General features: G+C 45.5%; 19 protein-coding genes and 1 riboswitch. Of the genes, 5 read left to right on the plus strand and 14 right to left on the minus strand.

Features of this window, described 5'->3' with window-relative positions; genetic code table 11:
• Positions 1 to 69: 69 nt before the first annotated feature.
• From BMX95_RS13440 to BMX95_RS13505, 14 genes are all read right to left on the minus strand, one after another.
• A complete protein-coding gene (locus BMX95_RS13440; protein WP_081204695.1) occupies positions 70 to 1647 on the minus strand; it encodes a RagB/SusD family nutrient uptake outer membrane protein in 1578 nt (525 codons plus the stop codon).
• Between the two features lie 11 nt (positions 1648 to 1658).
• Entirely contained in the window at positions 1659 to 4685 is a 3027-nt protein-coding gene (locus tag BMX95_RS13445) for a SusC/RagA family TonB-linked outer membrane protein (protein ID WP_242673272.1), read from the minus strand.
• Positions 4686 to 4772: 87 nt separating this feature from the next.
• Positions 4773 to 5795 carry a FecR family protein gene (locus BMX95_RS13450; protein WP_081204693.1) on the minus strand — a complete coding sequence of 341 codons (1023 nt, stop codon included), beginning with the start codon at positions 5793 to 5795 and terminating at the stop codon, positions 4773 to 4775.
• A gap of 75 nt (positions 5796 to 5870) precedes the next feature.
• Positions 5871 to 6440, minus strand: coding sequence for an RNA polymerase sigma-70 factor (locus BMX95_RS13455; RefSeq protein ID WP_081204692.1), 570 nt, complete (start codon positions 6438 to 6440; stop codon positions 5871 to 5873).
• 64 nt (positions 6441 to 6504) lie between these two features.
• Positions 6505 to 7347 (minus strand): protein NO VEIN domain-containing protein, encoded by an 843-nt coding sequence (locus tag BMX95_RS13460; protein ID WP_081204691.1) that lies wholly within the window; start codon positions 7345 to 7347, stop codon positions 6505 to 6507.
• 97 nt (positions 7348 to 7444) lie between these two features.
• Positions 7445 to 7663: a hypothetical protein gene (locus BMX95_RS13465; RefSeq protein WP_081204690.1), complete on the minus strand. Its 219-nt coding sequence runs from the start codon at positions 7661 to 7663 to the stop codon at positions 7445 to 7447.
• Between the two features lie 103 nt (positions 7664 to 7766).
• On the minus strand, positions 7767 to 8276 hold the full coding sequence (locus BMX95_RS13470) for a hypothetical protein (RefSeq protein WP_133054091.1): 510 nt from the start codon (positions 8274 to 8276) through the stop codon (positions 7767 to 7769).
• Between the two features lie 563 nt (positions 8277 to 8839).
• Positions 8840 to 9595, minus strand: coding sequence for a hypothetical protein (locus BMX95_RS13475; protein WP_081204688.1), 756 nt, complete (start codon positions 9593 to 9595; stop codon positions 8840 to 8842).
• A gap of 208 nt (positions 9596 to 9803) precedes the next feature.
• A complete protein-coding gene (locus tag BMX95_RS13480; protein ID WP_165759120.1) occupies positions 9804 to 11345 on the minus strand; it encodes a DUF5018 domain-containing protein in 1542 nt (513 codons plus the stop codon).
• Between the two features lie 26 nt (positions 11346 to 11371).
• On the minus strand, positions 11372 to 13039 hold the full coding sequence (locus BMX95_RS13485) for a hypothetical protein (RefSeq protein ID WP_081204686.1): 1668 nt from the start codon (positions 13037 to 13039) through the stop codon (positions 11372 to 11374).
• Between the two features lie 10 nt (positions 13040 to 13049).
• The gene (locus tag BMX95_RS13490) at positions 13050 to 14753 is read right to left on the minus strand and encodes a PKD-like domain-containing protein (RefSeq protein ID WP_081204685.1); all 1704 of its coding nucleotides are present in this window, start codon (positions 14751 to 14753) and stop codon (positions 13050 to 13052) included.
• A gap of 23 nt (positions 14754 to 14776) precedes the next feature.
• Positions 14777 to 15922, minus strand: a complete 1146-nt coding sequence (locus BMX95_RS13495; protein WP_081204684.1) for a YncE family protein — start codon at positions 15920 to 15922, stop codon at positions 14777 to 14779.
• Positions 15923 to 15931: 9 nt separating this feature from the next.
• Positions 15932 to 17914 carry a TonB-dependent receptor gene (locus BMX95_RS13500; protein ID WP_207631732.1) on the minus strand — a complete coding sequence of 661 codons (1983 nt, stop codon included), beginning with the start codon at positions 17912 to 17914 and terminating at the stop codon, positions 15932 to 15934.
• Between the two features lie 161 nt (positions 17915 to 18075).
• Positions 18076 to 19215 (minus strand): DUF5074 domain-containing protein, encoded by a 1140-nt coding sequence (locus tag BMX95_RS13505; protein WP_081204682.1) that lies wholly within the window; start codon positions 19213 to 19215, stop codon positions 18076 to 18078.
• Between the two features lie 142 nt (positions 19216 to 19357).
• Positions 19358 to 19559: riboswitch (cobalamin riboswitch) on the minus strand.
• Positions 19560 to 19767: 208 nt separating this feature from the next.
• On the opposite strand from BMX95_RS13505, the gene BMX95_RS13510 reads away from it, so the two are divergent.
• The 5 genes from BMX95_RS13510 (at position 19768) to BMX95_RS13530 (ending at position 23869) form a co-directional block, all read left to right on the plus strand.
• The gene (locus BMX95_RS13510; RefSeq protein WP_081204681.1) at positions 19768 to 20196 is read left to right on the plus strand and encodes a MarR family winged helix-turn-helix transcriptional regulator; all 429 of its coding nucleotides are present in this window, start codon (positions 19768 to 19770) and stop codon (positions 20194 to 20196) included.
• Positions 20197 to 20233: 37 nt separating this feature from the next.
• Positions 20234 to 21592: an MFS transporter gene (locus BMX95_RS13515; protein ID WP_081204680.1), complete on the plus strand. Its 1359-nt coding sequence runs from the start codon at positions 20234 to 20236 to the stop codon at positions 21590 to 21592.
• Positions 21501 to 22052 carry a cysteine hydrolase family protein gene (locus BMX95_RS13520; protein ID WP_081204679.1) on the plus strand — a complete coding sequence of 184 codons (552 nt, stop codon included), beginning with the start codon at positions 21501 to 21503 and terminating at the stop codon, positions 22050 to 22052. Before BMX95_RS13515 ends, BMX95_RS13520 begins: the two co-directional genes overlap by 92 nt.
• A 183-nt stretch (positions 22053 to 22235) precedes the next feature.
• On the plus strand, positions 22236 to 22967 hold the full coding sequence (locus tag BMX95_RS13525) for a glycoside hydrolase family 11 protein (protein WP_081204678.1): 732 nt from the start codon (positions 22236 to 22238) through the stop codon (positions 22965 to 22967).
• Positions 22968 to 23059: 92 nt separating this feature from the next.
• Positions 23060 to 23869: a formylglycine-generating enzyme family protein gene (locus BMX95_RS13530; RefSeq protein WP_081204677.1), complete on the plus strand. Its 810-nt coding sequence runs from the start codon at positions 23060 to 23062 to the stop codon at positions 23867 to 23869.
• The last annotated feature ends 150 nt before the right edge of the window (positions 23870 to 24019 follow it).

Here is a 24019-nt window from a genome sequence, read left to right on the forward strand (position 1 = left end):
CCGTATCATACGTTTATGGGGGCCCTTTTTTGCCGGGATACAGATTCCATTACCATGGCTCGGGGGTCATTAATAACCATAATTCTGTTGCAAACCTGGGTTCAGTATACGCTCGGCTGCCGGTATGGGAAAAATGCGCTTGTTTTTATCGGCATCTGTTTTGAAGCCCCAGGCATCTTCATACTTCCCAAACCTTATTAAATCAGTGCGGCGCACATTCTCCCAATTGAGTTCACGCGCCCGCTCTTTTAACAGTTCATCGGGCGTAAGGTTAGTCATAGGAGCTGCCTTTCTGGTTGTTCTTACCTCATTCACCAGGGAAAGTGCAGTAGTATTGTAAGTTGGTGCAGCGCCGCGCAAAATGGCTTCGGCCTTCATCAACTGAATTTCTGCTAAACGGAACACAGGCACATCGTTGCTTTGGTTACGATCGGTAGCCGTTACATCAGGATAATACTTATTGTTGCGGATACCCTTTGCTTTCGACAATTCATCACCACCCGCTTCAAACTTAGCCACATCACGGAGTGTAATTTCCGGCGTAAAATCAAGTTGATAAGTTATCTGCGTGGCACCATCTGTACCCGAATAGGTAGCATCCAGCCCAAGCTTAGTGGTAACAATGGTAACTGGATTGCCTGCAAAATCATACTGCTTGCCGGCAAGCCACAGCGACGTTCGCACATCATTCGGGTCATCGAAATAAGCATAGTAAGCGGGAATGGTACTCACGGGATTGCTCAGCCGGTACGCCAGCCCATATTTTGCCTGCAGGGCCGGATGCAGGGAATACCAGGTATATTGTTCGCCCTGCGCTGCTGCATGGTCATAAGGAATGGCAAAGATGAACTCCGTCATTTGCGGGCCATTATCGGGATAGAACATTTTCGCATAATCAGCGGCCAGTTTGTATTTGCCAGACTGCAGAATGGTATCGCAGGCGGCCACGCAATCATCATATCGATTTGCTCCTGTATATACCTCCGCATTCAGGTACAATTTTGCCAGCAACGCATAGGCCGTATAGTAATTAGGCCGGCCATACTGGGTGGCATCTGTTGCCTTCGGCAGATCAGCCAGGCTGGCTTTAATTTCCGATTCAATCAAATCAAACGCCTCCAACCGGTTTTTTTGAACGGGCCTTACAGTATCGCCAAACCCGGTTGGCATCGGAACATTTCCATAGGCATCCATCATATAATAAAACATAAGCGCCCGCAGCAGCCGGAGCTCAGCCCCTATATGCTGTTTAGCCGGACTATCTTTTGATGCAGCAAACAAAGCCAGGATGCGGTTACAGGCGCTGATGGTTGTATAGCCCCAGGTCCAGCCGTCGCCAACAATGGGATTATCGGGTGTCCAGTTATGATAGTGCATCTGCTGATAGCGCCCCCCATCGTACCAGCCACCGGCCCGGCTTGGCAAAATAGCTTCATCGGTACTCAGCGTTTGTAACTGCCAGTAAGCCTGACAAAACGAACCACGAAAACTGATATAAGCAGGTCCCGCTGCCGCAAGGAACTGTTGATCCGTTTCCGGAAAGCTTTGAGGGGTCAGTTGATTTTCTACCGGCACATCTATTTTGGTGCAGGCGCTCAATAAAAAAAAGCCCGCCAGTATGGTGTTGTAGTTATTTATCAGTTTCATAAAGGCATTGTTTAAAAACCAACATTTAAACCAAACATAAAAGCCCTCGTTCGGGGATAATAGTCTTTGTTATCGATGCCGGGCGTAAGTCCACCCAGCATGATCTCAGGATCAAGCCCCCGGTATCGGGTGATCAATGCCAGGTTGTTGCCTGAAGCGTAAACGCGTATAGAACGGATGCCTTTGATCAATGAAGGAAAAGTATAACCCAACGTGGCATTATCGAGGCGGAGATAAGAAGCATTCTCTATATACCTGTTGGAGTAGAAATAACCATACAGGTCCCTGGGTGAGTTATTCGCAGCATATTCCGGAATATTATAGCTGCTGGCTGCATCGGGCCGGTTGAGATCGGCCAGCGTGGCATTCATAACTTTAGCGCCCAATGAAGCCCTTACAAAAATATTCAGATCAAATTTTCTATACTTCAGGTTGTTGTTCCAGCCCAATAGTAATTTGGGTTGCGCATTACCTGCATAAGCATTGTCAATATAAGTTCTGGGCGCAGTGGTGATCTTGCCGTCTTTGTCGTACCACTGGGAAACGCCGTTTGCATCCTTTCCCGCATAGTTGAAAGTGAAGAACTGGCCAACCGGAAAACCAGATTTCAGGATCTGTACATATGCGCCGGTCTGGTTCTGTCCACCCGGAGAAGCGCCTTGGGGATATATCGAATCCAGTTTAAAATTACTGTTCGATAAAGAGAGTACTCTGTTGTTGTTATGCGCAAAATTCAGGGAACTTGTCCATTGAAAATCGCCTGTCTTTACCGGCATGGCATCGATCGTTACTTCAAAACCCTGGTTGGAAATAGAACCGACATTGGCTGTATAGGTAGAGGTGAAATACTGCGTGGTAGATACCGGATAATACCAGATAAGATCGCTGGTCTTTTTATTGTAGTATTCCACGCTGGCTTTTACCTTACCCTTCAGCACAGCGAAATCAATACTGGTATTGAACATGGCCGTCTTTTCCCATTTCAGATTGGGATTGTCGTTTTGAGAAGGGCCAATAGCATTCACAAATGAATTGTTATAATAGAACTGTCCGGTTGAGCTGTACTGTACTTTCGAGATCAGGGGATCAAAACCCAATGAGTTACCCGTAACACCATAGCTCACGCGCCATTTCAGGTCACTGAAAATGTGCTGCGTTTTTAAAAACGCTTCATCGATGGCACGCCAGGCAAATGAAACGGAAGGAAAGGTAGCCCAGCGGTTGTTAACGCCAAAAGCGGAAGAAGCGTCACGACGCAGCGAGGCCTGCAACAGATACTTATCACGGAAGTTATAATTAGCCCGGGAATAAAATGAAATCAACCGCAGCTTCTGGTACATATTAGGTCCCCATTCATTGCGATAGTTCCCGGTAGGACTGCCCAAACCTATATTGGTATATCCCAATGCATCAGTAGGAAAGTTCTGGTTGCTTGCCTGAAAACCATCGCCATTCAAATCTTCCTGCCAGCTATAACCGCCCAGTACGTTAATATCATGTGCACCTAATTTTTTGGCAAAGGTGAAAAAGGTTTCCAGCATTCTTTTGGTGCTCTCATAAGAAGATCGGTAAGCCTTGCCATTGGTACCAGTGATATAAGCATACTGACTTGTATAATAGGTTCCGCTGTTCTCCTGTTTGTTTTGTGCCGTTACACTCATGTCGTATTTAAACCCAAACGGCAACAACACCTGTGCAGACCCATTCAGCAGCGTGGTTTTGGTCTTTTGCTTTTGCCAGGCATTATTTTGTAAGGATACCGGGTTGTAATACTGCACCCGCTGTAAATTCTCTGTATAGCTGCCATCTGCCTGCTTTACAGGCACGGTGGGTAAATAACGCAACATGTTAAACAGAATGATGTTCTGATCGGGCAACAGGTCGGCATTGCTGGTTGAAGAACTGACCAGCATGCCTAGTTTCAGGTGGTTGTTCAACGCTTTTTGTTCCAGGCTGATGCGGCCGATCAATCTGTTCATCCCCGTGTTTCGCAATACGCCTTTGTTGTCGAGGTAACTGACAGCGGCACTGTACGTGAGGTTATTGGCGCCTCCGCTTAAAGAAAGGTGGTGGCTTTGTGATACCGCTGTTTGTGAAACCTCTTTTTGCCAGTCGGTATTAGCCCCCTGGTCGTCAGACGGACTGAGGGCCAGGCTGTTTTTTGACAGAAAGTCTTTCAATTGACCGGCATCCATCATTTTGATGCGGCGTGACACCTTCTCTACAGCTACATAACTGTTATAATTTACCTGTGTTTGGGCGGGACGCCCCTTTTTGGTAGTAACCACTATAACGCCATTGGAAGCCCTTGTTCCATAGATGGCAGTAGCAGAGGCATCTTTCAACACATCGATGGTAGCAATATCATCAAGCACTATCAGCTTTACATCGGCGCCCGGCACCTCATCGATCACATAAAATGGTTCCTGTGCTGCACCGGATCGCAAGGTAGAAGGACCACGCAGCGTAATACTTGGCGCCGCATTGGGATCGCCTGACCGCGTAATGGTTAACCCAGCCACTTTGCCTTGCAACAATTGGGCTGGGTTATTAAAATTTCCCTGGTTGAACTCCTCGCTTTTTACCGTACTGATGGCGCTGGTTAATAATTTGCGCGACTGTCGCCCATATCCAACCACTACCACTTCATTAAGGTCATCTCTTTTTACAGCCGAATCGGAATTGTTTTCATTAAGGCCTTCCGTAAAAGCACCTGAGTTGAGTTGCTTTTTCTGATAATTGGGGTCAGCGGTTAAAATTACCAGGTTGCCTTTGAACGACCAGGTAAGCGGACTGCCAGTAAAGATCTTATTCAGCACCTGGCTGGCGGTTGCATTTTTCAACTGCATCGTTACGGCTTTGCCATACAGCGCTAAATTCGATTCGTTATAAGAGAAACTAAGCCCAAATTGTTTTTCCAGTTCGGCAAAAACCTGACGCAGGTGTGCGCGTTTAAAATGTACGCTTGCCTTTTTCCCATTGTCCTGGGCATACAGATTGATAGTCAGAAAAAAGGCAGCCACCAAGGGTAGAACCATGCTAACCCTGCGGGTTAGATGCCGATATAATAGTCCCTCTGGCTTTCTTTTCATATTAGTAGTTAAGGTTTTTATTACAGGCCCTTTCTATTTTAATACGATCAGGGTTCCCTGGCGGGTGAATGGAACACCTGCCGTCAGGGTTACAATGTCCAGTGCATCTTCCAGTGATTTATTATCAAGCACAGTGGTGATAAGAATATTTTCTGCGGATGGGTTGGTGTATTGAAACCGAACGCCATAGTAGCGTTGTAATTCATCAGTCACTTCTTTCAGGGATTGTCTGTTGAAAGTAAGCAGTCCTTTTCGCCAGGCGCCGGCAAGATCGGCATTGGCCAGGGCTGTTACACCATACTGTTGCGTAAGGGTATCGTATGCCAGCCGTTTACCTGGTTCCAATACAGCTAATTGCTTTTCGCCCTTATGCAATACCTGCACCTTACCACTGGTTACCGCAACTTCAATATTAAGGTCACCGGGATAATAGCGGATATTGAATGCGGTTCCTAAATCAACCGTAGTAATAGAACCGGTTGTAACAGTAAAGGGACGGTGTTCATCGTGTTGTACTTCAAAATAAGCCTGTCCTTCCAGTATTACCAGGCGATCACCATCTGTAGCCTGTTTGAACCGAAGCGTACTGGCGGCGCCCAGGTAAACCCGGGTACTGTCGGGCAACAACACGGTTGTTCTATGGCCCGGTTCATTGTGAAAATACAATTCTTTTGCGGCCAGTTCTTTCGGTTGCCTGTTAACAAAGGCGCGCCACAACCAGCTGCCTGCAATCAATAAGAGTACCGCGGCAGCTGCTGCAGCTATTACCTGCATGCGCCGCACGCGCACTCCCTGAACAGGAACTTTCTCATGTGTAATCCCTTTATTGCGACGGGCCAGATAAAATCGGAATTTGGCATATTGCTCCGGCATGCCTGGCAGCGCAGGAAACTCAGCATTACTTAACAATTCCCACTCGTCCTGCATAAATTGATGCAGGCTTTCCCGGTACGCCTCATCAGTCAGGTATTCTTTTATCTGGAGTAACTGGTCCGTTGAACAATTCCCTTCGATATATATATGTAATAATTGCCTATCTATCTCTTTCGATGACATAAAAAAAGATTTCTATAAGTGAATACACAAAATGGTTTACGAACCCCTAGCAAGTAACAATTTGATAACATACGCTTACAGGAAGAAAGAATGAAGGTATTGCAGCATGGCTACGCGCAGCTGCTTCAAGGCAGAACCAATATGGTTTTCAACTGTTTTTGGGGAGATATTCAATTGTCTGGCTATTTCCTTGTAACTAAGCCGTTCATTACGATGTAACAAAAAGATGGTCCTGCGTTGGGGAGGAAATTCAGACAGGGTGTTGTGATAAACGGTTTCCATCTCTTTTAATAAAACCGGATCGTAAGCATCGGCAACGTTATTGCCCGCAGCCTCCGCTACTTCGCTTTGTAAGGTATCAAGGGAAAGCAGACCGTCGATCTTTCGTTGCCAGTGGTTGATGAGGTGATTACGGGCTGCTGTAAAAAGGTAGTTTTCAAATGTTTCATGGTTGGTTATGGCGGACTTCTTTTCCCAGATGCGCGCCAATACTTCCATAGAGAGCTCTTCGGCCCAGAATTCATTTTTCAGATACCGAAAGGCATACCGGTGCAGTCTCGGATAATAATAAGCAAACACTTCCTCGAATGCTTTTTCTTCATCCTGCAGCCATAACCTGATATGTTGGTGAATATCCTTCTCCATGAAGTACGCGATTCACCGTGCAAAGTAAAAATGAAATATGAACTGAATATTACGCCATAATATTTTAGAAGTATCCTTTAAATTGAATGGCTTCTTTTCTGCAAAACTGGTCAAAACTTCCATTCACGATAAATAACTTTGGGCTGTCGCTGAAATTGAACAATCTATAAAGATGGTAATCCTCCGTTTTATCAACAGAATACTCGTATTCATTTTTCGAGAAAAAGATCGGCGTTTCCTTGGTTAATTTGGTTGTTTTGACTTCAATATATCTATCCGAACCATTGGGGTTCTTTGAAAGAATATCAAAACCCGCGCCGTCATCATATTCAGCCACCCATTCTATTTTATCAGCCCATGATTCCTTTCCTGACTGGGTCAATCTCCATTTTTCATAATCAATAATGAGCAACTCCCCTTTTTTGCCAAGAGAAAGGTTACTTTGCTCACGCTCCAGGTAATTAATTTTAAAGGGCTTTCTTTCGTAGGCAATTTCAGGTTCTGAAACTACGCTACTATTATCTGGCGGCACTTCCAGTATCTCATTATACTTAACCTGTCCTATATTAGAATTTACAGATTCTGCGAATTGGATAAACTTTGGTTCCAGTATAGTTTTTTGGTTTACTATATATGTGATTACTTTATTCTCAAGAATTTGCTGGTAGTTCGGTTTGGACTTGTATCCTTTAATAAATGGGAGTCCCAGTTTGATCAATACTGCGCTTATATTCTGATGTTTAAATTCTATTGACCCATCACTTCTATTATTTAACAGAAGCTTGAGCATTCGTCTATGTGATGTTTTATTATAATCCACTCCAATCAACTCTTTTTCTAACATTGAAAAATAATCAGCGATTATTAGTTCAACTTCAGTACTAGTCCAATCATTCGGTGTAGGCATAAGTTTACTTACTTATTGGGTTATTAAGTAAGATACTCTTTTTTACCAAATGCCTGCCTGATTAAACGGAACATACATTATCATATTACCACATATCTCAATCCGTTCCTTCTTTCAACCTGTGCTCAACCGCCGCATACATTTCCTTTGCATGGCCCGATCGCAGGCTGTCCATCACCCAGTCGTTTGTACGAGCATAGGGCTTTCTAAAATTGAGTTGCAGGTTGCTTACATGTTCACGAAAATTGGCAGACTGATCATTGAAATTACAGGCAGCCAGTAGTCCCAACAGACCTGCAAAAAGAAAGTACTTCATAGCTGTTAATTTGGAATATCACAAAATGTTCAGCCTTCAGAACGGGCAATTGCATTGTCATCAATAATGAGACAGGTCATAGCAGCAGATTTTGGATCTTTTTTTAGTTGGCGTACTCGAAGAAATTCGTTGCACCGGTAAGCAGGGGTACTTTTATTTTAAATTCCATATTGTTTTGTTGCCGGTCGTAGAGGTACAATGAAATATCCCAATCATTATTGATGGCTCCGGAATACATACCTACTGTATCGATTACCAGCAAACCTGTACAATTACCAGCGCCCAAATGATCAGTAAGCATTCCATCCAGTGGCAGCAACAAACCTTCATCGCCGATTTCAGCCAGATCAACCGGTAGGAACCTGCGGATGTTCATGGCAATTTGCACGCGCTCCCGTGATTTGGTAAACCATTCGCGTTTACTATGTCCGTTCAAATACATGATGTATTGCCAGTCCCCTTCAAGATTCAGGGTCCCGTTTTCAAAATCAATGGTAAGATTCAGTAAAGGCAGGTGGCGGGGATACACCTTTTTTCCTTCCATAAGATCCATGGCCTGTGTTGAGAAGGGGACCATGTAGCTTAACTTTTGTAGTGGTGATTGCGGTGTCATAGTTTTACTTTTTAATGCAGTATAAATGTACACCCACCAAAACCCCATTGAAGCCGCCAGTCGTTGAACAGGCAAAATCAGTCGCTCACCCCATCTTATATCTTCTTCACTTTTGACTGGCTGCTAATAAAAAGCTCCCCGACATGCGAGGAGCCTCTACCTAAAACTCACTGTATATTAATAACCGTCCTGTAATGAATCATTGATGACACATCAAAATTAGACCGGCATCAGCGGTTCACCTACCGCCGATCGACCAACAGGCATTTTGAGTCGTTGAATGCGGCATACGCAGGGCGATAGCCATCCTTACCGACAGTTTACGCCTTTTCACCGATTGCGGCGGTGCCATGGTCATCTGCTAAAATAGCTTTGTAAAAAAATTAGCGCTCAACGGCGTTCCTGTGATAAACCCTGAATGGCTCTACCGAAATGGTGGGGCCATTCTAAATTTTAGCGCAATGGTGAATGGGGAATAGTGAATGCTGAGTGGGGAATAGCTCGCGAGTATTTGCAATTAATAACAGACCTTGAGCCGCCTAAAATCTATTGTCTATTGCCTATTACTTCTCATACGTATAACTCAGGATAGTTATCCGGCCATCGCTTTGCTCTGCTCTTTCACCGATCACCCGTTTGTGATCATCAAAAGTGTAAGTATGTTTTGTTTCCAGGGTTGTTCCAAAACGTGTAATATAGGAATGGGAAGGCAGTTGATCATTGGAGGGAAAATAGAAGGGTTGCAGCTGTACAGTATTTTTATTTTCCTTTTCGTACGCGTAGGAGCTTTCATAATCATCAGCCGTTTCTTTAACAAGCGTTCCGTTTATATCGTACTGATAATTAATTGTTCTGTTTAACACAGGAGGCACCAGGGTGCTATTTAAAAATTCCTTTTGCTTTATCAGTTTCTTGTCTTCATTATAATAAAACTTTCCCGATATCGTGTCAGACTTATACGGAGCCTCCTTATATTCACGTCCCCAGGTGCTATCGATCAACGACTGGTTATTGATAAAGTAAACAGAGTGGTATAAAAGCACCGCGTCTGTGTATTTATCGCAGGTAAACGAGTTCTCGGCTGAATATTGATAAACAGTGCGGGCACCGTGTTTATTCGTTGATGCTACACTGGTTATTCTGTTCTGGGCATCATACTCAACTGAATAAGTTTCTACTGTACGTCCGCCGATGGCCGTAATATCTTCGGTATAGGAGATTATCCTGAGACTGGCGTTATCGCCGGCTGAATCTTTTTTACAGGCAGAAGCGGCTATAATAAGCAGAAATATGTAGCAATAAATAAGTGTTAGTTTCATAGCTAAGCAGGCCTTAGGGTTCATAGTAACGGATGCGAAACTATAAAAATTATCCGTTCCGGCCGCATAAATCAGATAAGTGTGTCATTTAGGGGTTTTTTCGTGCAGATTTAACAATAACTGTACATAAAACGACCTGTCAAATACGGCATAACCTCTTGCTAATTATGCAGCAGGAAGCGCACCTGACAGGTCTGTTATGTTTAAGTTACGGCGCTACATAATTACCATTAACCATATCCTGATAACCTGGATTGTATCGGTTGCTGGATACCTGCCAGTTAGCATCGGAAAGTGTAGGTATTACATTTTTTAACCCTGTATAGTCAACCAGGTTCTGATTATCATAAATGAAAACCCGCGATATAAACGTCACTAACGACAAGCCATTGACACTGATCAGGTTGGGAACAGATATTATACTCAAAGAACCACCAATGGTATTCACGGCTGCAAAATTGGCGAGGTTTTGGTCGGTCAACTGATCGAGATACTGCAATAAAAAATTACCCCCTACCTTTTTCAGCGTCTTTAAAGCGGAAACATCCTTTAGCGATGGCAGGGAAGTCAGATTCAGGTCGCCGCCTATTTCCGTCAATGACTTTACTCCATTGAGGTTTTCTATGGCAGTAGAGGATTCAATACGGAATTGCCCCCCCACTTTGGTAAGCGCTGCCAGGTTCAGCGTAGTGAGGGCCGGGTTAGAAGAGAAATCCGCGCCGGCTACGGTGGTTGTTAATTTAGGCGCTTCAATAGTAGTGAGGGCCAGGTCTCCAAGAATGTTTATAGCCGACAGTTTGGTGAGCGCCGGCAACTTTACTGAAACAAGGTTGGTATACTGAATACAAAAGAAATCGCCGCCAATGGTTTCCAGTGCGGGGAAATTGATTGTTTCCAATGCATTGCTGATAAACGTTCCCTGAAAGATCACTGACTGCAATACCCGCTGTAACTTAGGTAACTCCACTGTCTTCAGCGAGTCGAGAAAAATAAGTTGCAAATCGAAATCGATGTTGGTAAGCACCGGCATTTGCAATGAAGTAATGCCAGGCCCATTAACGATCATGCTCGACAGGATGCTGGTAAGTTTTGGAAAGATGATCGTTTTTAGGTTCATCAGGGGTCCCTGTGTATAAGAGTTCAGGTCCTCGCCTATTTTAAAACCACCGATGGTCTCCAGGTTTTCCAACCCTTTCAGGTCTTTCCCCGCATACGTTGGGTTAATGACAAGACCACCCGAAATACCGGTAATGGTCGATAATTTATCCAGCGAATAAATGCTATCGGCGCCTTCGGTTTTGCCAATCGTTAAACTGCCTTTGATGCGGCTTAATTGTAAGGCGGCCAATGTATCTACATCTGCCTGGCGCATTAAAACAATATCGCCCTCTTTTGAAATGATGTTCCGCTTCAATACATACTTATATGTTTTCACCAGTCCATCATAAGAAGTCACCACAAAATCGAGTGGCTGTTCCCAGTTGGTGATCGTGGCAGGGTCAGGTGAAATGCGGGCATGCTCACTCAATACAACAGCAGGAGTAACACCGCTGAGTGAGAAACTCCCGGGCGCGGTGATCACAATACTGTCTTGTTTGATGGCTGCCTGTAAAATAACATCGCCTTTCTTTAACTGAAAGGATGCAATGGTATTATCACGCCCTTCAAAGGGGCCTTTGTCCTTGCTGCAACTGCTTACAATTACGGTTGCCAGCAGCATGCAAACGGTTATATAACTTGAAAGTTTCATTGTCGTTTTTTTGATTTGTCGGGTGATCAGGGTTTTGTCCATTTGCCGGCTTGCAGATCGCTATAGGTAGGGTTATAGTTATTGCCGCTTGCTCTCCAGGCAGCAGCGTTTATACCCGGTATTGCTAGTTGCAATCCGGCAAAAGAGGTGAGCACACTTTGTCCGGAAACATCTATGCTTTTTACTTTGGAAAGCGCAGTAAAACCATCCAGGCTGGTGAGTTTGCTATTGGGGTTGGAAGGCGCCTGCTCTGCAAACAGCCTCAGGTTACCCGTTATTGTTGTCAGTTTTGGAAAGGACACCGTAGCCAGACTGGTAGTACCATACCCCGTACCCACAACCAGGTCTCCGCCTACACTGGCCAATGCAGCACAGCTCAACCTGTTAACCAAAGCAGATTGTATCTGCAGATAAAAATCTACACCTACTTTTTTCAACACGGGCCATTCCACCGCTGACTGCGTCAATTGCGACATTTGCGTGATATTAATACTCCCGCTTACCTCTTCCAGCAGGGGCATGCTGAATGTTCTTAAGGAGTTATCCCACATCAGCAGATCGCCTGAAATGGTTTTCAACAACGGCAATTCAAGGGTATTAATGGTTTTGGCAGCCATGTACCATCCACCTGCCTGGGTAAGCGCAGGAAAACTTATTTGTGTAAGTTTACTTTCACCTGGCAACGTAATATAACCTGCTGTTTGCAATTTGGGACAACTTACATTAAACAGGGAAGTCAGGTTATCCAGTTTCAGGTCACCTGTTTTTGTAAGTACAGGACAATCCAGCTTTGTTAACTGCCTGAAGTTTGAGATGGTGAAATTTCCTGTGGTGGTCAATGCCGGAAAAGAAACTACCTGCATCAGGGCACCCGAGAATGCATCTGTGCTTAAGGTTACAGCGCCTTTCACCTGTTGCAGAATGGGCGCAGTAAAACTGCTCACCGAAGCATTGATGTTCAGGAATTTTGCTACCTGTTTTAACTTAGGAAAATTCAGGGCGTCTATCAATACGCTTTGTATTGATATGCTGCCGGCTGATTCCAAAGCAGGAAAGGCTACTATATCCAGCGTATCGGCCGTTTGAATTTGAATGTCATTACCTACTGATTGTAAATTGTCCAGCCCTACAATTTGGCGGGCCGACAAAGTAGGATAAATGATCAACGAGTAATCAATCCGTTTAAGTTTATACAAAGCAGCCAGGCTGGTAATGGAGTCTTTACCGGCTATACTACCGATGATAAGACTACCGGCAACCTCGGTAGCGCCTTGTTTTGCAAAAGCATCTACATCGGCCTGGGTGGTCAGTACCACACTTCCTGCCACATTGATACTGGTTCTGTTAACAGTGTATTTATATGTTTTCCGTTGTCCATTCCAGGCATTTACAACAAAGAGTGCTTCTTCATCCCATTGGTTGATGGAAGCAGGATCAGGAAACATAGAAGCGTGCTCACTCAGCGATACATCAGCAATAGCCCCATCGAGCGAAAGACCTTCGGGTGCATTAATAACGATCACGCTGTCGGCAATGGATGCAGTAAATGTAGTACCGTCTTTTTTCAGCGTAAAGCCAGTGATGAAATTATCGCGTCCCTGAAAATCATTTTTTTCCTTATGGCAGGCTGTAAAGACCGGCATCGCTGCCACCAACAGGAAAACGAGTGTTCTGTTTATATTGAAGTGGAACATGTGTCTGTAATTATTTTATTAAGTTAAGATCATAGGGCGCACCTGCTTCGGTGGAGAGCTCCCCTACCGCAGCACCTTTCCCCGTCATAGCCGTATGTACTTTTACAAAGTCAACATATTTCAAATTGGCGGGTGTTCCATCGGCCCGGATAGCATCATCGATGTCGAAATTCTTTCTTGAACCATCGCCAACATTGTCAACATACCCCCAGGCATACCCCTCGCTTGTTTCCAGCGCACCTATGGCCATAGTTGATTTTAAACAGGTACCCGTAAGCGTATAGGCATCGGCATTAATGAACATGGGGAAATAATATGGCTGGGAGTGGTACTGGTTATAGTCTATGGAACCGGTGCCGCCAAAATTATCGGTCCACATTACGTCCTGGTTTGGACCGGAAGGTTTGTAATACGTAATGGCATACCGCGTACGGGTTTCCGGATGCGGATGGTCAGGTATGGTGCTTTCACTGCCTTTTAATTCATACCAGGTATCATCGGGCAACCCATTTCCATTCTCATCCTGGCTTACCCAAACAATACCCGGCTCGCTCCAATGCAGGAACTCATTACCTACAATAGAAAGATCTGCATTATCCTTAACATTGTTAACGCTGTGATCGAAACCGGTTATGAAATAACCGCCATAAGCACCTAAAAGGGCAATGAACTCGGTGGCATGCCCATCGAGTGACCGTTGAATATTATCACGCGCCATATCGGCGGTGCTCCAATCGGGATAGTCGGTGAACTGGCCGGGTGCAGGAATAAATTCAAAAGACTTGGTGGCAATTCTTTGGCTGCCGCCATTTGCAGCGCGGAAGTATGTGCCCCGGGGCGCCACGCATTCTACAGTTACTTTGGCGGTGATGCCAGCTACAGTAGCGGTGATCAGATACGTGCCTTTGGCAGCCGGGATAAATTGGAAATATTCACCTGAAGTACCATTTTGCACCACTCCATCAACGGCCCATTGAAGAGTGACAGGCGCGGGAATTTGTGACAATACAGGCGCCATTATCAGGGTATCGCCCAGCGGAACGCTGAGGCGTTTGATGCTGTTGTCAGTCGACAGGCGAAAATGGCCATCGTCGAAAAACAAACCGGGCGGCGGTGGCGGCAGAACATTCAACCCGAATGATTTCAGGTCTTCCCCATCCTCATTCCATACTTTTAAAGAAAGGATATTGGAACCGGTTACCGTTGGTTTATATACAAACACGCTGTCGCTGCTTACCACCACACCATTTAAACGCCAGGCGTATTGGGCACCATCGGCGTAATGTACCGTAGCTGTCAGCCGATTGTCTTTACCCGAATAGGCTACCAGGTTGGCCGGCATGTCTATTTGCGGCGGCAGTTTGCTTACTACGGTTAGCTTTACCTGTTGTTCCATGGAACCGTTCTCTGCATCTACGCGGAAGGTTACAAAGTTCTCACCGGGTTCCGTGCCGGTGAATTTACAATCGATATTATTTGAAATGATCTTACCATTCAACTTCCACGCATATACCGGATTAACGGCATCGGTGACTTTTGCAGAAAGGGTTATCTCCTTTCCTATTTTTACTTTATACTCTCCTGAAACGGTGTTATTGAATTCCACCGCGGGCGTACCAGGAGCTACTGAATCATCTTTGTGTTTGGAACACGATGCCAGGTGTATCAGTAATACCGCTGGCATGATCCATTTCCATGTAGTTATACTTTTCATTGTACCATTTATCTTTTAAGTAGTTATTGTGCACTTAGTTTTGTATGCGTAAAAACAAAATGGGCGGGAATGTCGCCGGTCTCCACATCCCATTTTCGTTTTCCATCGGGGGTAAAACAGTAAAGGCGACCGGGAATAAGGTAGTCCTTTGCATCAGTCACATAGATCTCCCTGGTTTCGGGATTCACCGCTATACCATAAGGGATGGTTATCTTCTTTTCTGTGCCATCTGTTATGAAACTCCGGTTCACCACTGCTTTTTCCCTGGTGTTTATGATAGCATAGGTAATAGTATTCCTATTGGTGATATAACTCCACTCCGTACTGTATACATAGGCCGAGTCGCCGCAAATGGTCAAATTACTGGCAGGCAGGTTCAACACATCGGATACTTTATCGTAAGCATCGAGGATATAGGTGTTGGAAGGAACGGTTTTATAATCGCCGCGCGAAGTGACGTAAATATTACCATCACTATCCAGTTTCATGCGGTCGAGGTTGATGCCCACCGTGATCTTCTTTGTTTCTTTGAAAGCATTGAGATCGATCACAGACACAGTATTGTCGTAATCAGGCACCCGGTAACCGCCGGAATTGGCCACATACAACTTATTGTTCCGGATCACCATCTCTTCGGGCTGATAGCCAACTACGCAGGTGTCTTTTACCGTAAGCGTGGTGGTGTCTATCCGGGCCACATAGCCTAACCGCGCATTGGGATCGATCTTTACCTCACCGGCGTAAGAGCTTACATAGGCATACCCCTTATTGAAGGTGATGTATCGACAATTTGGGATTGAAATAATACCAATGTGTTTGGCGGTGGCAACATCCATCACTTCTACCAAATTTGATACATTGATCACCGCATACAGCTTGCCGCCGTAGATCTGGATGTCGTTGCCTACATCCCCCAGTCCCAATTCTATCTGCCGGTTGCGGGTGTTAAAAATATTTTTGGTGTAAACGCCGGATTCATAATCAAAATAATCCAGCGAAGCTTTGCCGCTGCCCATATTGGCTTCATTCAGCAGAAAGAATCCTTTAATAGGCCCCGACTCACCTGTTGTCACCTGCGTAGTGGTGGGTGGCACGGCAGCCTCCTCTTTTCGACAGGCGCAAAAAGCGAATAACAGCAGGCACCAATAATAAACTTGTACTTTTTTCATAATTGGTTTTTACAGTGTAACAGTGCAAATGAACTTAACATTGGTTCCGGGCATAGGATAAGAAAGCACCACTTCGTATTGCTGGTTCAACACATTGTTTACTTCAGCAGTAAAACGGAATTGGTGTTTATGCAACAGCATTTCTTTTGAGAAGGACAGGTCGTGGGTATACCAGGGTCTGAAATAATTCTCTGGTATATTGGCTACAGCCGTATACCGGTAACCGGTGTAAATGAAACTATAGTTAAGGCTATAACTTTTATAAGTTGGATTAATGATCACCGAACCGCTGTGCCAGGGCGTATAAGGGATCTGGCCGCCATAATAATCACTGCTAACGTCGGTAAAATCCTGTGCCTTCTGGTAGGTATAACTAAGGCGGGCATTGATGTTGGTTTCCTTTTTCAATTGCCAGTTGGTTTGAACCGCCACGTCGAGGCCCTTTATTTTTACATAACCCAGGTTCACCATCGTCCAGCGGAACTGGTTGCTGGTGGGCATGGCAACAATTTTGTTCTTTACCTGGTTATAATAACCGTCTACCTGCATTTCAATCCGTTTCAACGCAGTGTTTGTCAAATTACAGGCGTAGGTAACCCCTACATCATATTGGGTGGTATATTCAGGATCTAATAGCTTGTTCCCAATGAACGTATAGTACAGATCGTTCAATGTAGGCATGCGGAAAATGCGTTTATAAAAAGCGCGAACGTTGAGGTCTTTGTTCGCAAAGGGTTTGTACGAAAAGATCACCGAAGGCGTGTATTCATTTTTATCACTCGCGGCACTCCCTGCCGTAACAGTTGTTTCGTGTACATAGGTACCCAGCAGCGAAGCCTGCAATTTTACCCGTTGCCAGTCAAACGAGGTAGCCACAGCACCTAAGCCGGTATAACGCCGCGGATACACAAAATCATACAGGTCTGCCTTTAGGGTATTATAGATAAAATCGCCGGCCACATTGATGCTCCAATAAGGTAAGATGGTAAAAAGGTTAGCTGAAGAAAAATAAACCTCCTGTTGTTTATAGTGGTTGTTTACATACATGGTACTAACATCGAGGCGGGGATCGGATAAATAATGCAGGTAATCGTTGGCGTATTTACCATTCAGCTGCAGGCTGTAATGACTGCTGTAATTTTTCCGGAACGATGATTGCAAAAAGAAGTTGTTATCCCACTGCTTGTCCTGATGCGTGAATTTTCCCGGCTCCTCCCGAACAACAGCACCGGGATAACCACGCGCTGAAGTATAGTAATAAACCTTTGCTTTCCATTCCCCATTCGTGATCTTTCCAAACAGTCCGCCTTCCAGCCGCATCGACTCCACCTTGCCATTTTTCCGGCTCTCTGTTGTATCGTAACCGTCTTTTTTCGAGTAGCTGAATTTGTATCTGCCGGTGGTGTATACGTATTCTGCGTTGACGGAACTTTTAATGCGGTCGTTTAGTTTGTGCTCCCACAACACAGAAGGATTGATGGTACCGAAGGAACCGCCTTTTATCGTACCCTTTACATTATCATTTTTACCGGGTGTAAATTCCGGGATGCGGGTAGTCATGTATACAGAACCCGCCGAAGCAAAATCTTTGGCCGATTGAAAAATGGCACTTCGCTGTCCATTATAAAGTGTTATAGCAGTCATGTTATCCAGCGAAAAACGCCCCAGGTCAATGGTCCCATTTTGTGCATTGCCCAGTTCTATGCCATCATAAAACACACCTACGTGCTGTGTGCCCAGGCTTCGGATATTGACGGTTTTTAAGCCACCTACACCGCCATAATCTTTTATTTGCACCCCGGCAAAATACCGGATGGCATCCGCCACCGAATGCGCACTCAGGTTATTGAGCGCCGTACCAGATAACGATTGCACCGGAATGATCTCTTTATTTACCCGGTCACGGGCAACCACCACCGAATCAAGACTGGTCACCTTAACGGAATCGGTCTGTTGTGCAAGGGCGCTGCATGCATGACAGACAAGCAGCAAAACAGTTGTGCATTTAAGCAATGAAGGGGTCACAGTTGTTTGATTACTTTATTATTACAATGAAGCAGGAAGTAGGAAGTAAGAGGTAGGAAATACGAAGAATCTGTATCTCTGACTTCTTACTTCCTACTTCTTACCTCCTACTTCTTACCTCCTACCTCTTAATGGAATACCGCTATTGAAGGAAACCAATAGCCGCTATAAGGCAGATCACTGATCTGTGAACCGGTAGCTGCATTATAAATAACCAGGTCGTTCACGGAAAAATGGGTGGTAAAACCCTGTTCAACTGTGGTAACTACCACTGTGTTGTTCGAAGCATCATACCCAACACCGGAGCCATACGTTTCCTTACCAGATGCAATGGTTATAAATGGCGCCGACAACGAAGAAGAGTTTCCAACTACATATTTGTAAATAGTAGTAGCGCCTGCGAAAGTGGCGTTATTCGCAAGGAAGATTTCGTTTGCTGTAGTAGAAGCGGTGATAGAACCCGGATGCCAGGCACCCCATGAATTGTTTGCAGTGAAGGGCAAAGTAACCGTAGTGGTCGTCAACGTTACAGGATCGATGCGTACCAGCGAAGTACCACCGGCACACCATACCGCACCATCAGCCGTTTTAGCAAAACCAACAGCGATGTTTGGTATGGTTTTCACAACAACATTGGTAGTGGCATTTAAAACAACCACGCCGGCAGATTGTGATAAGGCAAACACAAAGTTGCCTGACTTGGTCAAATCGCCTACCTGACCTGAAATAGAAGCGCCGGATAATTTAGTACCTACGGTTAAACCAGGTAACGAAACAGGATAAATACCAGACTGGCTGCTGATAAGGCCATGTGTGGCATCAACGCCCACAAAGGCACGCCAGTCGTTGGAAGAACTGGCTGCAATACGACCAGATTCAACCAGTGTATTTTCATCGCATACTACCAGGGGGCCACCTACTTTAGATACCAGGTATAGTTTACCGTTAAAGATAGTACCATACTGTAACGTAGAGGTAGCCGGATTGAGGTTTTTGGTTGGATTGTTCTTTACAAAAAGACTGTCACCCAGTGTTCCGGTTGCATAATCATAAAAGTTCACCTCACCGGTTCCATGGCCATACCAGCCTTCATTGATCAGGTAAAAACCACCCGTGTAAGAATTGAGCAAAGCAGCTTTTTGAGACACCCTGCCGTTGGTTAACAGATCGGTTTGCTGATCAAATGGCTGATCTACATTTTTTGAACAGGACGTAAACAGAACTACTACGCTTACGGCCAATAAGGCTAAACGTTTAATGGATTTCATTCGTGAAATGGTTATAGTTAATAATTAGTGAAACGCATAATTATTAACCTCCGGGAAGGGATTGTCACCCATGCACAATGCCAACAGTAAAAATGGAAATACAATAGGTATTTACATTCCAGCTTCGATCCCCGAAAGCTATGAATTGCTGAGTGCTTAGGCAGGTCTTCTGACTTACTCCCCCGGGTCCTGTCTTCCCATCCTCTTGATAATTAGAGAACAGTGACTGAGGTGGGACCCTGGTTATCGGAGCTTACAGCTGCGGGCCAGTTCCGGATTTACACCGGATTCCCTTTTAATCCCTGACTTTTTACAATCAGGGAACCAAAAGCGATGCAAATATATAAGCTTCTCTGTTAGCGGCGGTAAATGGCATTAATAATTTAATTCACACAATGGGTATAAGCCCCCCTCCGGCTCCTCCGCCAGCTGGCGGAGAGAGCTATAACAAATGTTAATTTATTGTAATTCCCCCCTCTATTGGAGGGGGGTTAGGGGGAGGTGAAACTTTTTTCGTAAATTTGTAAGGTAAACTAACAAGTTTTACTGACAATGCCACCAATTAAATTATCATCTTCCCTGCGTATGGCAGTTGCAGCCCTGCATAAGGGATTACGCAAGCAGGCCTCTTATACATCGTCTTATTCCATGACCGAGCTGGAAACCATCGGTTTTATATCCCGGAATAATGACATCCTGGCATCGGAGCTGGCTTCACTGACACGAATAACCACTCAGTCGATGTCGCAGATCCTGAAAAAGTTCGAGTCACAGGGACTGATAACGCGTACCGGTTCACCCGATGATAAACGCAAGGTGCATATTTCTCTTACCCCTGCCGGTGAAAAACTGGTAAAACAAAACAGGTATGAAAGAGATGCCTTCCTGCAAAAAAGGATCGAAACCCTGCTTACTGATAAAGAAGTGGCCCTGCTCGAAAAAGTAGTGCCCATTCTGGAAAAACTGGCTGCTGCAGATTAACTGATTATTAATTAAAGATGAAGTAGAGGAGCAAGCAATGAGTTTTACAAATACGTTCAGATCGTTTAAAAGCCGCAATTACAGTTTATTTTTCTTCGGCCAGCTGATCTCCCGCGTTGGCACCTGGATGCAACGTACCGCGGTTATTTGGGTAGTGTACACCATGACCCATTCCGTGTTCATGATCGGGTTAACCACTTTTGCCGAACAATTCCCGTCCTTTTTATTATCACCCGCCGGTGGTATTGCCGCCGACAGATACAACAAACAAAAGCTGGTGCTGATCACCCAGGTTGTGGCAGCCCTGCAGGCAACCGCATTGGCCATTGTTTATATTACCGGGTATCACCAGGTCTGGCTGATCCTTTCGCTGAGTGTGCTGCTGGGTATTGCCAATGCCTTTGAAGTACCGGCGCGTCAGTCGATGGTGAACGACCTGATCGACAACAAGGAAGACCTGCCGAATGCCATTGCTATCAACTCGTCGCTTAATAACCTATCCCGTTTACTGGGCCCTGCCCTTTCAGGTTTTGTACTAGCCCGGTATGGCGCCGGTGTTTGTTTCGCCTCCAACGCCATCAGCTTTATAGCGGTGATCGCCTCCCTGCTTATGATGAAGGTTCCCCAACAACTCATTACTACAGCAAGAAAAAAATTGTCGGCCGATTTTACAGAAGGATTGAACTATGTAAGGCGCCACCACGAAATAGGCAATACGGTATTGTTACTGGCGCTCACCTGTTTACTGGTGAACACCTACATCACATTGATCCCTGTTTATGCCAAAGAGATCTTTAATGGCGATGCGGCCACCTATGGTTACCTCAGTGCGTTTATTGGTTTGGGCGCGGTGATCAGCACCCTGTCTATCGCTTCGCGCAAACCCGGTCATAATATGAAAAAGGTGTTGCGCATCAACATTATTGTGGTGGGACTGGCACTGATCGCATTCTCCTATACTCATTACTTCCCCGCGAATTTACTACTGGCTACCGTGTCTGGTTTCGGTACCATGTCGGTGATCCCTATTTGTAACACCATTATACAACTGGCCTCCACCCCTGCCATGCGCGGCCGCGCCGTAAGCTTTTTTACCATGGCAGCTTTTGGCACTATTCCCATTGGGGCCCTGCTGGTAGGCTGGTTATCTAATTATATCGGTCCGCAAAATTGTATCCTGGCACAAGGGGTTATTGCTCTTGTGATCGCAGGATGTTTCTCCAGGTTCCTGTCGGGCGATATGAAAAATGCCAAAGTAGAATCATCAGGTATCAGAACAAGTAATCATTCAAAACAATATCTACATGAATCAACAAACAGCACTGTTAGTGATGGACATGCAATTGGGCATCTTACAGAACATGCCCAACGCCAGCCAGGTAGTGGAAACAACTAAGGAGGCCATTGCTAAAGCCCGCGCCAATAACATCCCGGTAATATATGTAACGCTTACTTTCCGGCCTGAGTTTCCCGAGTTCAACCCCAACAATAAAATGTTCACGGCGTTCAAACAAATGATAGCCGGCACTCCCATGGATACCTTTGCGCAGGTACATCCCGATCTGGCGCCTGCAGAAAACGAGATCGTGGTACACAAAAAAAGAGTAAGTGCTTTTGCCGGCAGTGACCTGGAAATAGTACTTCGTTCTTTAGGCATCAACCACCTGGTACTAACGGGCGTGGCTACCAGCGGCGTGGTACTATCAACTTTACGCGAGGCAGCGGATAAAGATTACACGCTTACCGTACTGGCCGATTGTTGTGCAGACCGGGACGACGAAGTACACCGCGTATTGACAACGAAAGTATATCCGCGCCAGGCATCGGTTCTTTTCGTGCATGAATGGAATAAATAGATTTAAGCACCAATACGACTACACTATTGCCATAATACAACCATTATTATGCAATCGGTTACGCATACTAACAGCCATCTACATGGCCGAACATTGAGCTATCCTTAAACTTTTTCACTGTAATCGGTTACATGAATGACAAGACTTAGTTAAATTTATAGTTCACTAACAATTCTTGCCATCATGAGATCAAACACATTCCTATCGGAAGTGACCTGCAAGGTTACTTCCGGAGCAGTCCTTTTGCTGCTCATCACCTGCTCCACCCTGGGAACAGGCTGCAACAAAAAAAGCAGTATTGCCGAACCCACGCCTGTGGGTGAACGCCTTACCGGTTATGTGAACGAAGATGCCCAGCCTGAAGCAACAGGCAGCAACAACGGGTATTTCTGGTCGTTATACCGGGAAGGTGGATCTGGTAATATCACTTTTGGCAATGCAGGCAATTTCGCCATCAGTTACAGCAACGTTACCGACATTGTAGGTGGTAAAGGCTGGAACCCCGGTTCCGCCCGCAACATCGGCTACAATGTGGGCGCCCTTAGCGGCAGTTACAATTTCGTTGGTATCTATGGCTGGACCACCAACCCGCTGATCGAATATTATGTTGCCGAAATGGGCAATGTCACCGGCGGCACCTATGTAAACAATGTCAGCAGCGATGGACACTCCTACAGTTTCTACAAATCGCAACGGGTTAACGCACCCTCTATTATCGGCACTGCTACCTTCTGGCAGTACAAAGACACCTGGGGAGGCTCTTCTACCGGGTCGAACCGCTCCGTTAACATGACCAACCACATCAACAACTGGCGCAGCCGCGGCGGCCAGGGTTTTGGCAGTTACAATTACCAGATCCTGGCACTGGAAGCCTGGGGTAACAAGAGTGGTTATATTAATGCTACCGTATGGTAGCAGCGTAATTTTTTTTAGCTCCAGGACAAAGGCAATGGTAAAAAGGTCCAGGGTTTTATCCCTGGACCTATCCTTGTTTAACGATTGACACTATGAACAAATTATTTCTATTAACTGTAGTCGTAATTATCAATTCCTGCAAACAACCCGGCAATATGGTATTGATAAATGGCGGTTCTTTCACCAATATACATTCGAACTACTATAGTCAGGCTGTAACCATCCCCGCGTTTTATTGCAGCCGGTTTGAGGTAACACAAAAAGAATGGAGGGAGGTAATGGGCACCAATCCGGTAACATTCAAAGGCGATCAGCTGCCGGTGGAAACAGTCAGCTGGTACGATTGCATCGAGTACTGTAACAAAAGAAGCCTTCAGGAAGGTTTACAGCCCTGTTACACGATCAATAAGGAGATCAGAGACACTGCCAACACCAACGAGCTCGACACCCTTAAATGGACGGTAACGATCAACCGGCACGGCAATGGTTACCGCCTGCCAACAGAAGCCGAATGGGAATATGCAGCCGGCGGTGGACAGCAAAGCAGGAGTTATGCCTATAGCGGCAGTAACTTCATTAACGACATCGCGTGGTTCTGGCAAAATTCAGGCGATAAATCGTTATCCGGGAACTGGAGCTGGCAGGCTTTGGAAAAGAATAAGAACAAAACAAAACCGGTAGGCAGTAAACAACCAAATGAGATAGGCTTGTACGATATGTCGGGCAACGTGCGGGAATGGTGCTGGGATGGGCCTGAACCGTCGCAAGGCCGCATTTGGAAGGGCGGCGGCTGGATGGGCGCTGATTTTTGTTGTGAACCCGCATTCCGGGCTAGCTATGAAGCCAGCGGCAAAGGACCCGATCAGGGGTTTCGGGTATGCCGGGATGCACAACGCCTGTAACATCGTAATAAGCCCGGAACACCCCTGCCTGAATTTTTACAACCTTTTACTCACCCGTATAACCGAAGGCATTTTAGGGCCTCTGACATCGCCTGAAGAGCAACCCGCGTGAGCGCCTTACCTACTCCTTAGGATATCCAACAATAAGCC

It is taken from the genome of Niastella yeongjuensis, from assembly GCF_900110245.1.
GTDB lineage: Bacteria > Bacteroidota > Bacteroidia > Chitinophagales > Chitinophagaceae > Niastella > Niastella yeongjuensis.

Bases quoted from the DNA above. Each gene is read 5' to 3' on its own strand.
- BMX95_RS13440 (WP_081204695.1), bottom strand. From the start codon at position 1,647: ATGAAACTGATAAATAACTACAACACCATACTGGCGGGCTTTTTTTTA.
- BMX95_RS13445 (WP_242673272.1), bottom strand. From the start codon at position 4,685: ATGGTTCTACCCTTGGTGGCTGCCTTTTTTCTGACTATCAATCTGTAT.
- BMX95_RS13450 (WP_081204693.1), bottom strand. From the start codon at position 5,795: ATGTCATCGAAAGAGATAGATAGGCAATTATTACATATATATATCGAA.
- BMX95_RS13455 (WP_081204692.1), bottom strand. From the start codon at position 6,440: ATGGAGAAGGATATTCACCAACATATCAGGTTATGGCTGCAGGATGAA.
- BMX95_RS13460 (WP_081204691.1), bottom strand. From the start codon at position 7,347: ATGCCTACACCGAATGATTGGACTAGTACTGAAGTTGAACTAATAATC.
- BMX95_RS13465 (WP_081204690.1), bottom strand. From the start codon at position 7,663: ATGAAGTACTTTCTTTTTGCAGGTCTGTTGGGACTACTGGCTGCCTGT.
- BMX95_RS13470 (WP_133054091.1), bottom strand. From the start codon at position 8,276: ATGACACCGCAATCACCACTACAAAAGTTAAGCTACATGGTCCCCTTC.
- BMX95_RS13475 (WP_081204688.1), bottom strand. From the start codon at position 9,595: ATGAAACTAACACTTATTTATTGCTACATATTTCTGCTTATTATAGCC.
- BMX95_RS13480 (WP_165759120.1), bottom strand. From the start codon at position 11,345: ATGAAACTTTCAAGTTATATAACCGTTTGCATGCTGCTGGCAACCGTA.
- BMX95_RS13485 (WP_081204686.1), bottom strand. From the start codon at position 13,039: ATGTTCCACTTCAATATAAACAGAACACTCGTTTTCCTGTTGGTGGCA.
- BMX95_RS13490 (WP_081204685.1), bottom strand. From the start codon at position 14,753: ATGAAAAGTATAACTACATGGAAATGGATCATGCCAGCGGTATTACTG.
- BMX95_RS13495 (WP_081204684.1), bottom strand. From the start codon at position 15,922: ATGAAAAAAGTACAAGTTTATTATTGGTGCCTGCTGTTATTCGCTTTT.
- BMX95_RS13505 (WP_081204682.1), bottom strand. From the start codon at position 19,215: ATGAAATCCATTAAACGTTTAGCCTTATTGGCCGTAAGCGTAGTAGTT.
- BMX95_RS13510 (WP_081204681.1), top strand. From the start codon at position 19,768: ATGCCACCAATTAAATTATCATCTTCCCTGCGTATGGCAGTTGCAGCC.
- BMX95_RS13515 (WP_081204680.1), top strand. From the start codon at position 20,234: ATGAGTTTTACAAATACGTTCAGATCGTTTAAAAGCCGCAATTACAGT.
- BMX95_RS13520 (WP_081204679.1), top strand. From the start codon at position 21,501: ATGAATCAACAAACAGCACTGTTAGTGATGGACATGCAATTGGGCATC.
- BMX95_RS13525 (WP_081204678.1), top strand. From the start codon at position 22,236: ATGAGATCAAACACATTCCTATCGGAAGTGACCTGCAAGGTTACTTCC.
- BMX95_RS13530 (WP_081204677.1), top strand. From the start codon at position 23,060: ATGAACAAATTATTTCTATTAACTGTAGTCGTAATTATCAATTCCTGC.